Raw genomic sequence first — 13,115 nt, 5'->3', positions numbered from 1 at the left:
GCAGGTTGCTCGACGAAACCGATCGACGACACACGCTGCGATCCCGCCTGGATGCCCGGTCATTCGATCGGTGGGGTTGTTGCGACCCGCCATCGGCCGCCGCGCCAGCGCACCGGCGCATCACGTGACGGCACGAACATCATCCCATCGCCGTCAACGTCGGTCCTGCGCCCACCACAAAGCAAAACGCCACGGCAAGCCGTGGCGTTTTCCATTGACCGTCTCGCGCCGCGTTCCGGCGCGTCCGGCGCAGGCCGATCAGTGATGCACGTCGGCCGGGCGCCCGTCGAAGTCATGCCCTGCGCGGCGGATGTCGCAACGCGCGTCCTTCTCGCCCTTCACGCCGTTGAACACGATGTTCAGGATCACGGCCGTGGCCGACGCGAGCAGGATGCCGCTGTGCAGGATCGGCGCGAGCGCGGGCGGCAGCTTCGAGAAGAAGTGCGGCGACACGACAGGCACGAGGCCCATGCCGACGCTCACGGCGACGATGAACAGGTTGTGCGTGTTGTTCACGAAGTCGACCTTCGACAGCACCTTGATGCCGTTGGCCGCCACCATCCCGAACATCACGATGCCCGCGCCGCCGAGCACGAACGGCGGCACCGACGCGACGACCTGCGCCATCTTCGGGAACAGGCCGAGCAGCACCAGGATCACGCCGCCCGTCGCGCAGACGAACCGGCTCTTCACGCCCGTCACGCCGATCAGGCCGACGTTCTGCGAGAACGACGTATGCGGGAACGAATTGAAGATGCCGCCGATCAGCGTGCCGAGGCCGTCGACGCGCAGGCCGCGCACGAGGCGCTCCTGGTTGACCGGACGATCGACCATGTCGCCGACCGCGAGGAACATGCCGGTCGATTCGATGAACGTGACGAACATCACCGTGACCATCGTCGCGATCGACAGCGGGTCGAAGTGCGGCAGGCCGAAGTGGAACGGCATCACGAAGCCGACCCACGGTGCGTGCGCCACGCCGTCGGTATTCACGCGGCCGATCGCGAACGCGATCACGAAGCCGGCGACGATGCCGAGCAGCACCGAGATGTTCGCGAGGAAGCCGCGGCCGTACTTGTTGATCAGCAGGATCAGCGTGAGCACGAGCAGCGACAGGCCGAGGTAGACGGGGCTGCCGTATTCCGGGTTGCCGACGCCGCCGGCTGCCCAGTTGATCCCGACTTCCATCAGCGACAGCCCGATCACCGCGATCACGGTGCCGACCACGACGGGCGGGAAGAACCGCAACAGCTTGCCGATCATCGGCGCGAGCACGATGCCGATGATGCCGGCCGCGATGGTCGAGCCGAAGATGTCGAGAATGCCGAGGCCGGGGTTGGTGCCGATCGCGATCATCGGGCCGACTGCCGCGAACGTGCAGCCCATGATGACGGGCAGGCGGATTCCGAAGATCCACAGGCCGAGCGTCTGGATCAGCGTGGCAATGCCGCACGAAAAGAGATCGGCGCTGATCAGGAACGCGATCTGGTCTTTCGGCAGCTTCAGCGCGCCGCCGACGATAAGCGGCACGGCGACGGCGCCGGCGTACATGACGAGGACGTGCTGGAGACCAAGCGTTACAAGCTTGCCGGTCGGCAGCACCTCATCGCACGGATGGACCGTGTTCGATTGCATCTGTCTCACTCCATGATCTTGTTTTCGGGGTGATACGAAGTTATGCGGAATGCACCATCGCAACAAGAGCGCTGGGTTCTATTCCGTTCTTTGCTGGTTCGATATGCCGTTTCGGCCTGGAACAGGGGGACGATCATCGGGAAACTGCCGCTGGAGTGAGGTTTCCCGGTTTTATAGCCCTTCAAAATAGTGCGGGCCCCCGTGTCAAATATAGGTGGCTTTATGGTGTGTATCGCAGTGGCGGCATATTGGCAAAAACGACCTGCGAGAAATCGCGCCGGGTTAACCCGCGAGAGGCTGTTTTTGCCCGCGAGGTGCAGCCGGGTGATACTGCCCGCGCACGGCCGCGTTTTCGCGCCGCCGCGGCGGCAAAAACACCGCATCGATCGGGGCGCGGGTCGCGATCCCGCTATCATCGGTATTCGTCTACTCGAATACACCATCCCGTCATGCGCCTGCTCGGAATCGATCTCGGTACCGGCTCCGTCAAACTCGTCACGCTCGATGCCGATGGCGTCGAGCGCGCGGTTGCGAGCGAACCCTATGCGTTGTCGTCGCCGCGGCCCGGCTGGGCCGAAATCGCCCCCGACATCTGGTGGCAGGCGCTCGTGCGCGCCGCTGCGCGGCTGCCGGCCGACGAGCGCGAGCAAGTCGCCGCGATCGGCTTCTCCGGCCAGATGCACGGCGTCGTGCTGATCGACGCTGCCGGGCAACCGGTGCGTCCTGCGCTGCTGTGGCCCGATACGCGCGCGGTGCGCGAAGCGGACGAGGCCGGTTGGCAGGATGCGCCGAATCCCGTCGCGCCCGGCATGGCGGGCCCGCTGTTGCGCTGGCTGGCCGCGCATGAACCGCAGGCGCTGCGGGCCGCGCACCGTGCCGTGCAGCCGAAGGACTGGCTGCGCATCGCGCTGGGCGGTGAGGTCGCGGCCGATCCGAGCGATGCGTGCGCGACCGCGCTCGCAACACCGGACGGCGCGTGGGATACGGCGCTGATCGACTCGCTGGGCCTGCCTGCCGACCGGTTCGCACCGGTGCAGGCGTCGGGCGCACGCTGCGGCGTGCTCGCTGCGAAGGCGGCGGCGGTGCTCGGGCTGCCGGCCGGCGTGCCGCTTGCGACGGGCGCGGCCGATACCGCGTGCGCGGCGCTCGGCAGCGGGCTCGTCGCGGCCGGCGATGCGCTGCTGACCACCGGCAGCGGCGGCCAGATCGTCGTGCTCGCGGATGCGTTGCCGCCTGCCCGGCGCGGGCTGCATCGCTATCGCACGGCGGCCGGCGACGGCTATTACACGATGGCCGCGATGCAGAACGTCGGGATCGCGCTCGAAGCCGTGCGCGGCTGGCTCGGCTATTCGGGCTGGCCGGAAGCGTACGACGACGCGTTCGTGCAGCCGGCGTCCGAGCGGCTCTGCTTTCTGCCGTACCTGACGGGCGAGCGCTCGCCGTGGATGAATCCCGATGCGCGCGGCGGCTGGCTCGGCCTCGGGCTCGGCGACACGCGCGGCGCGATGATGCGCGCCGCATTCGAAGGTGTCGCGTTCGCGCTGCGCGCGGGGCTCGATGCGATCCGCGACGCGAACCGGGCCGATCCGGTGACGACGCTGCGTCTCGCCGGCGGCGGCTCGGTCGATCCGCGTTGGCGCCAGTTGCTCGCGGATGCGCTCGGCGCGTCGCTCGACGCAGTCGATTGCCCGAACGCCGCGACGCGCGGCGCCGCGCTGCTCGCGGGCGTCGCGATCGGACACTGGCGCGAAGATGCGCTGCGCACGCTGGCACCGGCTGCGTCACCGGTCGCCGCGCCGCGCGACGATCGCGCGCTGGCCGCCCGTCATGCGCGTTTCGTCGATCTGTATGCGCGCACGGATGCGTGGTTCACGACCGGCGTTTAAACTCGGGCACTTGTCGTTTTGCGTCAGCGATGACGCGTCCCGGCAAGCCGGCGGCTGTTTCGCGCGCGCGGCGGGTAGCGTGATCGGCGATCATGGCGAGCACGATACGGTTTCGCCGTGCCGCATGCGACGCCGCACGGCACGTGCTTGTATACGGGTGACGCGGCGAAGGTGAAAGCCGGCGCCTGGTCCGAACACGCTGCCGCTCGAGACGCTCGGCGACGGCTGCGACCCGATGAAGTCGGGCGAATCGATTCGCCCGATCGTGCTGCATTGAACGGAAGGGAACTCCATGCTCGAACTCGTTTCTTCTCATGCTTGCCATGGTGGCGAGCAACGCTTCTATCGCCACGATTCGAAGGCCATCGGCCTGTCGATGAAGTTCTCGGTGTACCTGCCGCCGCAGGCGGCGCACGGCCGCGTGCCGGCGCTGTTCTACCTCGCGGGGCTCACATGCACCGAGGAGACGTTCGCGATCAAGGGCGGCGCGCAGCAGTATGCGGCGCAGCACGGTCTCGCGCTCGTGATGCCCGATACGAGCCCGCGCGGTGCGGGTGTGCCGGGCGAGAGCGACGCGTGGGATTTCGGCGTCGGCGCGGGCTTCTATGTCGACGCGACGCAAGCGCCGTGGTCGACGCATTATCGGATGGAGTCATACGTGACGGGCGAGCTGCGCGAACTCGTCGCGGCCGAGCTGCCGATCGACGGTGCGCGGCTCGGGATCTTCGGTCACTCGATGGGCGGGCATGGCGCGCTGACGCTCGCGCTGCGTCATCCCGACCTGTACCGGTCGGTATCGGCGTTCGCGCCGATCGCCGCGCCGACGCGCTGCCCGTGGGGCGAGAAGGCGTTCTCGGGCTACCTGGGCGCGGACCGCGACGCGTGGAAGCAGCACGACGCGAGCGAGCTCGTTGCGCGCGCGGATGCGCCGAAGTTCGCGGACGGCATCCTGGTCGACCAGGGCCTCGCCGATCAGTTCCTCGCGAACCAGCTGAATCCGGACGTGTTCGAAGCCGCGTGCGAGAAGGCCGGGCAACCGCTGACGCTGCGCCGTCATGCAGGCTACGACCACGGGTATTACTTCATCTCGACGTTCATCGCCGATCACATCGCGCATCATGCGCGTGTGCTGGCGCGTTAGTGCGACAAACTGGCCACGCCATTTCGCATCATCGGGTGGCGTGGTGCTTCGCCTTTCGCAGCATGCGCAAGGCGAGCCATGTCACAGACATCACGACCGCCAGTGCTATCAGCAAATGCACGACGATCACGAGATCGTCGCCGGCCTCGCCGTCCCAGAACCCGGGAACGTGCGTGACGAGCCAAGCCCACGCACGCTCAGGTATCGGTAGTGCGAACGACTCGTGAGTAAGGCACAGCCTTGCAAGCGGCACTGACGCTACAAGTACCCATGCGGTTACTGCGGCTCGGTACACGACTCGCCTCATCTGACTGTAACCGTGCCGTATGTGTCATGTGTGACGCCGCAACAGACTTGCCCCATACACCAGCGCCGACAGCGCGGTGATCCAGAAGCTCGTCGGCCAGTCGGTGTGATACGCGAGCGCGATCCCGACCCACGCCTCGAACAGCGCGAACAGCGCGGCGAGCAGCACGCCGGTCGACAGCCGCGTCGACACGTTCTGTGCGGCCGCGGCCGGCCCGACCAGCAGCGTGAACACCAGCAGCACGCCGACGATCTGCGTCGCCGCAGCCACCGCGAGCGCGCACACCGCGAGGAACAGCATCGACACCGTGCGCAGCGACACGCCCTTGGCTTCGGCCAGTTCGGGCTGCAGCGACGCGAACAGCAGCGGCCGCGCGATTAGCGCGAGCGCGATGAGGCTCACCGCGCCGATGCCGGCCAGCACCGCGAGCGTGTCGTGGCTGACCGCGAGCACGTTGCCGAACAGCAGCGCCGTGACCTGCGTCGCGAACGACGTGTAGAAGTGCAGGAACAGCAGCCCGAAGCCGAGCGCGCCCGACAGGATCACGCCGATCGCGACGTCGCGGCCCGCGAGCCGTTCGCCGAGCGCGCCCATCCCGATCCCGGCCGCCAGCGTGAAGCCGACCATCCCCCAGATCGGCGAGATGCCGAGCAGCACCGCGCCGGTCGCACCGGTGAAGCCGACGTGCGACAGCGCGTGGCCGGCGAAGGTTTGTCCGCGCAGCACCAGGAAGTAGCCGACGATGCCCGCGAGCACCGCGACGATCCCCGACGCGGCGAACGCGTTGATCATGAAGTCGTATTCAAACATCGTGCGAATGCCCGGGATGAGCGTGTCCGTGGTGGTGGTGACCGTGGCCGCCGCCATTGCCACCGCCGTGCGAGTGGCCGTCGTCGTCCTCGTGTTCGTGATCGTGCTTTTCGATTTCGACGTCGCCCGACATCACGAAGATCTTGCCGTTCACGCGCATCACGTCGATCGGCGAGCCGTAGAGCCGCGACAGCACGGGCTTCGTGATCACCTCGTCGACGGTGCCGAGCGCCGCGACGCCGTTGCCGAGATACAGCACGCGGTCGAGTGCGTTCAGGAGCGGATTCAGTTCGTGCGCGGAAAACAGCACGGTGATGCCGAGCTCGCGCTGCACGTTGCGCACGAGTTCGACGACGCCGCGCTGGTGGTTCGGGTCGAGGCTGATCAGCGGCTCGTCGAGCAGCAGCAGCTTCGGGCTGCCGAGCAGGCATTGCGCGAGCAGCAGGCGCTGCCGCTCGCCGCCCGACAGTTCCGACAGCGGCCGGCGCGCGAGCGTCGGGCCGCCGACGAGGTCGAGCACGCGGTCGACGTCGCGCCGCGTTGCGGCGTTCGTGTGCGGCAGCCCCCAGCGATGGCCGTCGGCGGCCATCGCGACGAAGTCGTAGCCGCGCATCCGGCGATTCGCGAGGCCGCTTCGGATCTGCGGCATGTAGCCGATCGACGCGTTGCCGCGTACGACCGGCACGCCGCCGACCGACAGCGTGCCGCCCGTGACCGGCACGAGGCCGAGCACCGCGCGCATCAGCGTCGTCTTGCCCGCGCCGTTCGGCCCGAGCACGCCGACGAATTCGCCGGGTTCGATCGAGAAGCTGACGTCGCGCAGGATCGTGCGGTCGCCCAGTTCGAGCGTGACGCGATCGAGTGCGAGTGCGTGAGGAGTGGCGGTCATGTCGTTGCGTGGGTCATTTCTTGCTGGTGGAAAGCGCGGCCGCGAGCGCGTCGAGCTGGCCGGCCATCCATTGCTGGAAAGTCTTGCCGGCAGGCTGCGTCTCGGTGACGCTCACGCTCGGCACGCCGCCGTCGCGCGCGACCTTCAGCAGGCGCTTGGTCATCGGCGCTTCGGCCTGGCTGTTGTAGATCAGCACGCGCACCTGCTTCTTGCGCAGGTCGTTCTCGAACGCGGCGACGTCCTGCGCGCTGGCTTCGGTGTCGTTCATCGTCGCGAGCTGGAAGCGCTGGTTGCGCATGTCGAGGCCGATCGCGTCGGACATGTAGCCGAACACCGGCTCGGTGGCCGTCACGGGCACGCCCTTGTACTGCGCGCGCAGCGCGGCGACCTTGTCGTCAACGGGCTTCAGCGACGCGACGAACTTCTGCAGGTTCGCGTCGTAGTCGGCCTTGTTCGCAGGGTCGGCACGGCCGAGCTCGGCCGCGATCGCGCGCGCGGCGGCCGGCATGGTCGCCGGGTCGTACCACAGGTGCGGGTTGCCGCCGGCCTTCCTGCCGACGAGATCGGCGACGACGATCGTCGCGCGCTTCGCCTGCTTCGACGCGCCGAGCAGCTTGCCCATCCACGGATCGTAGTCCGCGCCGTTGTAGATCACGACCTGCGCGTGCTGCAGCGCGCGCGCGGTCTTTGGGCTCGCTTCGAACAGGTGCGGATCCTGGTCGGGATTGCTGAGGATGCTGGTGACCGCGACATGGCGGCCGCCGATCTGCGACGCGACATCGCCATAGAAATTCTCGGCGGCGACGACGTTGACGGTCGCGGCCTGCGCGAATGCGGGCGCCGCGATCGACAGCACGGCAGCCGCGGCGGCCAGCAGGCGGGCAAACGGCAGGGCGCGCCGCGGCGCGCGCTTCAGGGCAATGGGCATGGAACTCCTCGTTGGAAGGGGCGGCGCTGCACGCCGCCCGATGCGGTGTCAGCGTTGCGCGGGCTTGCCCTTGCAGTGCCCGCACAGGCCGTTCAGCTCGACGACCTGGTGGTGGACTTCGAACCCGTGCGCAGGCTCGCTCGCGGACAACTGCTTCGCGAGGTCGCTGCCCGGAATCTCGACGGTCTCGCCGCACGAATCGCAGATCAGGAACTGGCCTTCATGCGGCACGCCGATCTCGCAGCATGCGAAGAACGCGTTCTTCGATTCGATCCGGTGGATGAAGCCGTGCTCGACGAGGAAATCCAGCGCGCGATAGACGGTCGTGGGCGGCACGCGGCCGCGCTGCGGTTCGAGCTCGGCGAGCAGGTCGTACGCGCCGATCGGGCGCTGCGCGGCCAGCACGCGTTCGTAGACCTGGCGGCGCAGCGGCGTCCACGCGAGCCCATGCTCGGCGGCGAATGCGTCGGCCCGGGACAACCGGGCGTCGATGGGTGATGAGGTAGCCATGGCGTGAAGCAGGCAATGAAACGAAGTATGGCGATGATATAACGTATCTCCTCCGCCGTGCAGCCCGAATTCCGCTCCCCACACACGCTTCGTCCCCTTCATCGATGTTTCAGCCGCGCTGCACTCCGCGTGCCATGCCTTATCAGGCTTGGCGCGCGGGGCCGTGCGCGGTGCCGCCGTGCCGCAGCGCATCATCGAAAGCCGCCGTGTCGCCTTGACAGCGCGAATCGCGTGGCCGATCATTCGATCAACAACAGAGCAATTGATCGGTCAGCGAGCGTTCGCTCACCTTGCGACCTTCGAGCAGCAGAACGAACCAGAGACAACCAGTGAGACTGGAAGACAAGGTCGCGATCCTGACGGGCGCGGCAAGCGGCATCGGCGAAGCGGTCGCGCAACGCTATCTGGACGAAGGCGCGCGCTGCGTGCTGGTCGACGTGAAGCCGGCGGCCGGTTCGCTCGCACGGCTGATCGAGGCCAGTCCCGGCCGCGCGGTGGCCGTCACCGCGGACGTCACGCGCCGCGACGACATCGAGCGGATCGTCGCGACCGCCGTCGAGCGCTTCGGCGGCGTCGACATCCTGTTCAACAATGCGGCGCTGTTCGACATGCGCCCGATCCTCGACGAATCCTGGGACGTGTTCGACCGGCTGTTCGCGGTCAACGTGAAAGGGCTGTTCTTCCTGATGCAGGCCGTCGCGCAGCGGATGGTCGAGCAGGGCCGCGGCGGCAAGATCGTCAACATGTCGTCGCAGGCCGGGCGTCGCGGCGAGGCGCTCGTTTCGCACTACTGCGCGACCAAGGCCGCGGTGATCAGCTATACGCAGTCGGCCGCGCTCGCGCTCGCGCCGCACCGGATCAACGTGAACGGCATCGCGCCGGGCGTGGTCGACACGCCGATGTGGGAGCAGGTCGATGCGCTGTTCGCGCGCTACGAGCATCGCCCGCCCGGCGAGAAGAAGCGGCTCGTCGGCGAAGCCGTGCCGCTCGGTCGGATGGGCGTGCCGGGCGACCTGACGGGTGCCGCGCTGTTCCTCGCGTCGTCCGACGCCGACTACATCACCGCCCAGACGCTGAACGTCGACGGCGGCAACTGGATGAGCTGATGGCGCCGCTCGCATGTGCAACCAGCCGGCCGGCCCGCGACGCAGCGGCAGCGCCGCACGTCGCGACTGCCGTCGAACGAGGAGGGCACGCCTGATGGCCGAGATCGTCGTCGCCGGCGAACTGCTGGCCGAATTCGTCGCCGCCGAGCGCGGCCAGGGTTTCGACACGCCGGGCTTGTTCGCCGGCCCGTTTCCGAGCGGCGCGCCGGCGATCTTCGCCGACCAGGCCGCGCGGCTCGGCGCGGGCGTCGCGTATGCGGGCTGCGTCGGCCGCGATGCGTTCGGCGACGCGATCGTCGCGCGGCTCGCGCATGATGGCGTCGACGTCGCGCGCATCCGTCGCGTCGCGCGCCCGACCGGCACCGCGTTCGTCGCGTATCGCGACGACGGCGCGCGCAGCTTCGTCTTCAGCCTGTCCACCAGCGCGGCCGCGTGCGTCGACGCATCCGACGTCGATACCGCGATGTTCGACGGCTGCCGCTATTTCCACGTGATGGGCTCGTCGCTGACCAGCGAATCGGCGATCGCGGCGGTGCAGCGCGGCGTGATCGAAGCGGCGCGCGTCGGCGCGAAGGTGTCGTTCGACCCGAACGTGCGTCCCGAAATGCTGAGCTTTCGCCCGATGCGGGCGGCACTCGACGAGATGCTCGCCGCGTGCCATCTGTTTCTGCCGAGCGAAGCCGACCTGCCGTTCTTCTGCGGGCCGCAGCCGGCCGAGCGCGCAATCGCTGGACTGCTCGCGACGCATCCGCTGCTCGAGCGCGTCGTGCTGAAGCGCGGCGCGCAAGGCAGCGTCGCGTTCGACCGTGCGAACCGTGCCGAAGCGCCGGCGTTTCAGGTCGACGAGGTCGACCCGACCGGCGCCGGCGACTGCTTCGGCGGCACGCTGGTCGCGAGCCTCGTCGCCGGCATGCCGATCGAGGTCGCGTTGCGCCGCGCGAACGCGGCCGGTGCGATCGCGGTCACGCGGCGCGGCCCGATGGAGGGCAACAGCAGCGCGGCCGAGATCGATGGTTTCCTGACCGAACGAGGTGTCGCATGTCCGGCCTGACGACGACTGCCGAGCGTCCGCGCACCGCGCACGCGCAAACCGTGTTGCGGATGATCTTCGACGCGAACCGCGCCGATGCGCAGCGCGGCATCTATTCGATCTGCAGCGCGCACCGGCTCGTGCTGGAGGCCGCGTGCGAAGCCGCGCGCGCGGACGGCTCGCCGCTCCTGATCGAGGCGACCTGCAACCAGGTGAACCATCTCGGTGGCTATACGGGCATGACGCCGGCCGATTTCCGGCGCGACGTCGATGCGATCGCGCAACGCTGCGGGCTCGCGCCGTCGGCGCTGGTGCTCGGCGGCGACCACCTGGGCCCGAACCCGTGGCGGCACCGCCGCGCGGCCGACGCGATGCGCGAAGCGGCCGCGATGGTCGCCGCCTATGTCGAAGCCGGGTTCGAGAAGATCCACCTCGATGCCAGCATGGCGTGCGCGGACGATCCGGTGCGGCTCGACGACCGGACGATCGCCGCGCGTGCGGCCGAACTCTGTCGCGCGGCCGAAGACGCGGCGGCGCACGCTGGTGTCGCGCCTGTCTACGTGATCGGCACCGAGGTGCCGACGCCGGGCGGCGAAGTGGCCGGCGATGGAGGTGGCGACGCGATCGCGCGGATCGCGGTCACGCGTAGCGACAGCATCGCCGCGACGCTCGATGCGCACCGCGGCGCATTCGCGGCGGCCGGGCTCGACGCTGCATGGACGCGCGTGGTCGCGATCGTCGCGCAGCCGGGCGTCGACTTCGACGATCGCCGCGTGCTCGACTACGACAGCGCGAAGGCCGCGTCGCTCGGCGCGAGCATCCTGCGCACGCCGCGCCTCGTGTTCGAAGCGCATTCGACCGACTACCAGACCGAAGGCGCGCTCGCCGCGCTCGTGCGCGACCATTTCGCGGTGCTGAAGGTCGGCCCCGCGCTGACTTTCGCGTTGCGCGAGGCGCTGTTCGCGCTCACCTTCATCGAGGACGCGCTGATCGACGACGTCGCACAACGCTCGCGCTTGCGCGATGTGGTCGACGCCGCGATGCGCGCGCAGCCCGAGCACTGGGCGCCGTACTACCGCGGCGACGAAACCGAGCAGCGGCTCGCGCGTCAGTTCAGCTACAGCGACCGGATCCGCTACTACTGGCTGCAGCCGGCCGTCGCGGCGGCGGTCGAGCAGCTGTTCGACAACCTCGCGCGGCAGCCGGTGCCCGAGACGCTCGTCGCGCAGTGGCTGCCGGACGTGTACGCGGCGTGCCGCGCGGGCGGGCTCGCGAAGGCGCCGCGCGCATGGGTGCGCCACCGGATACGCGACGTGATCGCGCACTATGCGCGCGCGTGCGGCATGCAGCGGCCGGCGTGACGGGCCGCGAGGGAAACGGAGCAACACGACACACGCAATACGCCATACGCATTACGCAACACCGACGACAGTTCGAACAATCACAGGAGACATGCCATGCAACGAAAGATGCTCGATGCCGCCGTACGCTGCTTCGCCGGAGCCGCGCTCGCGACGGCCGCGTGCGCGGCGTCCGCCGGCACGCTGACGATCGCGACGCTGAACAACCCGGACATGATCGAGTTGAAGAAGCTGTCGCCGGCGTTCGAGAAGGCGAACCCCGACATCAAGCTGAACTGGGTGATCCTCGAGGAAAACGTGCTGCGCCAGCGCGCGACCACCGACATCACGACCGGCAGCGGCCAGTTCGACGTGATGGCGATCGGCACCTACGAGACGCCGCAGTGGGGCAAGCGCGGCTGGCTCGCGCCGATGACGGGGCTGCCCGCCGACTACGACCTGAACGACATCGTGAAGACCGCGCGCGACAGCCTGTCGTACAACGGCCAGCTGTATGCGCTGCCGTTCTACGTCGAAAGCTCGATGACGTTCTATCGCAAGGACCTGTTCGCGGCGAAGGGGCTCAAGATGCCCGACCAGCCGACCTACGACCAGATCGCCGAGTTCGCGGACAAGCTCACCGACAAGGCGAAGGGTACCTACGGGATCTGCCTGCGCGGCAAGGCCGGGTGGGGCGAGAACATGGCGTACGTGTCGACGGTCGTGAACACGTTCGGCGGGCGCTGGTTCGACGAAAACTGGAACGCGCAGCTGACGTCGCCGGAATGGAAGAAGGCGATCACGTTCTACGTGAACCTGCTGAAGAAGGACGGCCCGCCGGGAGCGAGCTCGAACGGCTTCAACGAGAACCTGACCCTGACCGCATCGGGCAAGTGCGCGATGTGGATCGACGCGACGGTCGCGGCCGGCATGCTCTATAACAAACAGCAGTCGCAGGTGGCCGACAAGATCGGTTTCGCGGCCGCGCCGGTCGCCGCCACGCCGAAGGGCTCGCACTGGCTGTGGGCGTGGGCGCTGGCCGTGCCGAAGACGTCGAAGCAGCAGGACGCCGCGCGCAAGTTCATCGCATGGGCGACCTCCAAGCAGTACATCGAGATGGTCGGCAAGGACGAGGGCTGGGCGTCGGTGCCACCGGGCACGCGCACGTCGACCTACCAGCGCCCCGAGTACAAGGCCGCCGCGCCGTTCTCGGACTTCGTGCTGAAGGCGATCGAGACGGCCGACCCGAACGATCCGTCGCTGAAGAAGGTGCCGTACACGGGCGTGCAGTACGTCGGGATTCCTGAATTCCAGTCGTTCGGCACGGTGGTCGGCCAGGCGATCGCGGGCGCGGTGGCCGGCCAGATGACGGTCGACCAGGCGCTCGCCGCCGGGCAGGCCGCCGCCGACCGCGCGGTCCGGCAGGCCGGCTACAAGAAATAACGCGGCCCGCACCGTGCGCTGGCGCACGGTGCGCGTTGCCGAAGCTGAAAGGCGGGCCGGCCGTTCGCGCCCGCGCCTCAACCGGAGGGA

General features: G+C 68.6%; 11 protein-coding genes. 6 read left to right on the top strand and 5 right to left on the bottom strand.

All coding sequences use genetic code 11. The features are described 5' to 3' along the window. Positions 1-258 precede the first annotated feature (258 nt). Positions 259-1,635, bottom strand: coding sequence for a nucleobase:cation symporter-2 family protein (locus tag AC1Z3W_RS33270; protein ID WP_057929293.1), 1,377 nt, complete (start codon positions 1,633-1,635; stop codon positions 259-261). 449 nt (positions 1,636-2,084) lie between these two features. Between AC1Z3W_RS33270 and AC1Z3W_RS33265 the strand changes: the two genes are divergently transcribed. Then, positions 2,085-3,521, top strand: a complete 1,437-nt coding sequence (locus tag AC1Z3W_RS33265; protein WP_483509332.1) for a xylulokinase — start codon at positions 2,085-2,087, stop codon at positions 3,519-3,521. 292 nt (positions 3,522-3,813) lie between these two features. Further along, complete coding sequence (gene fghA, locus AC1Z3W_RS33260; RefSeq protein ID WP_483509331.1) at positions 3,814-4,662, top strand: S-formylglutathione hydrolase; 849 nt, start codon at positions 3,814-3,816, stop codon at positions 4,660-4,662. Between the two features lie 331 nt (positions 4,663-4,993). On the opposite strand, the gene AC1Z3W_RS33255 is transcribed toward fghA, so the two are convergent. Genes AC1Z3W_RS33255 through AC1Z3W_RS33240 form a run of 4 tightly spaced genes read right to left on the bottom strand, consistent with a single transcriptional unit; the run spans position 4,994 to position 8,106 of the window. After that, entirely contained in the window at positions 4,994-5,779 is a 786-nt protein-coding gene (locus AC1Z3W_RS33255) for a metal ABC transporter permease (protein ID WP_124833676.1), read from the bottom strand. Next, entirely contained in the window at positions 5,772-6,668 is an 897-nt protein-coding gene (locus AC1Z3W_RS33250; protein WP_175825047.1) for an ABC transporter ATP-binding protein, read from the bottom strand. The genes AC1Z3W_RS33255 and AC1Z3W_RS33250 overlap by 8 nt, the downstream gene beginning before the upstream one ends. Before the next feature lie 13 nt (positions 6,669-6,681). Then, positions 6,682-7,596 (bottom strand): metal ABC transporter solute-binding protein, Zn/Mn family, encoded by a 915-nt coding sequence (locus AC1Z3W_RS33245; protein ID WP_483509330.1) that lies wholly within the window; start codon positions 7,594-7,596, stop codon positions 6,682-6,684. Between the two features lie 48 nt (positions 7,597-7,644). After that, positions 7,645-8,106 (bottom strand): Fur family transcriptional regulator, encoded by a 462-nt coding sequence (locus AC1Z3W_RS33240; RefSeq protein WP_014896195.1) that lies wholly within the window; start codon positions 8,104-8,106, stop codon positions 7,645-7,647. 329 nt (positions 8,107-8,435) lie between these two features. On the opposite strand from AC1Z3W_RS33240, the gene AC1Z3W_RS33235 reads away from it, so the two are divergent. The 4 genes from AC1Z3W_RS33235 (at position 8,436) to AC1Z3W_RS33220 (ending at position 13,025) form a co-directional block, all read left to right on the top strand. Further along, positions 8,436-9,212, top strand: a complete 777-nt coding sequence (locus AC1Z3W_RS33235) for an L-iditol 2-dehydrogenase (protein WP_057929286.1) — start codon at positions 8,436-8,438, stop codon at positions 9,210-9,212. A 94-nt stretch (positions 9,213-9,306) separates the two neighbouring features. Then, positions 9,307-10,263: a sugar kinase gene (locus AC1Z3W_RS33230; RefSeq protein ID WP_057929285.1), complete on the top strand. Its 957-nt coding sequence runs from the start codon at positions 9,307-9,309 to the stop codon at positions 10,261-10,263. Further along, complete coding sequence (locus AC1Z3W_RS33225; protein WP_057929284.1) at positions 10,251-11,603, top strand: D-tagatose-bisphosphate aldolase, class II, non-catalytic subunit; 1,353 nt, start codon at positions 10,251-10,253, stop codon at positions 11,601-11,603. The genes AC1Z3W_RS33230 and AC1Z3W_RS33225 overlap by 13 nt, the downstream gene beginning before the upstream one ends. 96 nt (positions 11,604-11,699) lie before the next feature. After that, the gene (locus AC1Z3W_RS33220; RefSeq protein ID WP_057929283.1) at positions 11,700-13,025 is read left to right on the top strand and encodes an ABC transporter substrate-binding protein; all 1,326 of its coding nucleotides are present in this window, start codon (positions 11,700-11,702) and stop codon (positions 13,023-13,025) included. Positions 13,026-13,115 lie beyond the last annotated feature (90 nt).

Source organism: Burkholderia sp. 10_S31, from assembly GCF_056930375.1.
This window is presented reverse-complemented; position numbering and strand designations above follow the sequence as displayed.

Bases quoted from the DNA above. Each gene is read 5' to 3' on its own strand.
- AC1Z3W_RS33270 (WP_057929293.1), bottom strand. From the start codon at position 1,635: ATGCAATCGAACACGGTCCATCCGTGCGATGAGGTGCTGCCGACCGGC.
- AC1Z3W_RS33265 (WP_483509332.1), top strand. From the start codon at position 2,085: ATGCGCCTGCTCGGAATCGATCTCGGTACCGGCTCCGTCAAACTCGTC.
- fghA (WP_483509331.1), top strand. From the start codon at position 3,814: ATGCTCGAACTCGTTTCTTCTCATGCTTGCCATGGTGGCGAGCAACGC.
- AC1Z3W_RS33255 (WP_124833676.1), bottom strand. From the start codon at position 5,779: ATGTTTGAATACGACTTCATGATCAACGCGTTCGCCGCGTCGGGGATC.
- AC1Z3W_RS33250 (WP_175825047.1), bottom strand. From the start codon at position 6,668: ATGACCGCCACTCCTCACGCACTCGCACTCGATCGCGTCACGCTCGAA.
- AC1Z3W_RS33245 (WP_483509330.1), bottom strand. From the start codon at position 7,596: ATGCCCATTGCCCTGAAGCGCGCGCCGCGGCGCGCCCTGCCGTTTGCC.
- AC1Z3W_RS33240 (WP_014896195.1), bottom strand. From the start codon at position 8,106: ATGGCTACCTCATCACCCATCGACGCCCGGTTGTCCCGGGCCGACGCA.
- AC1Z3W_RS33230 (WP_057929285.1), top strand. From the start codon at position 9,307: ATGGCCGAGATCGTCGTCGCCGGCGAACTGCTGGCCGAATTCGTCGCC.
- AC1Z3W_RS33225 (WP_057929284.1), top strand. From the start codon at position 10,251: ATGTCCGGCCTGACGACGACTGCCGAGCGTCCGCGCACCGCGCACGCG.
- AC1Z3W_RS33220 (WP_057929283.1), top strand. From the start codon at position 11,700: ATGCAACGAAAGATGCTCGATGCCGCCGTACGCTGCTTCGCCGGAGCC.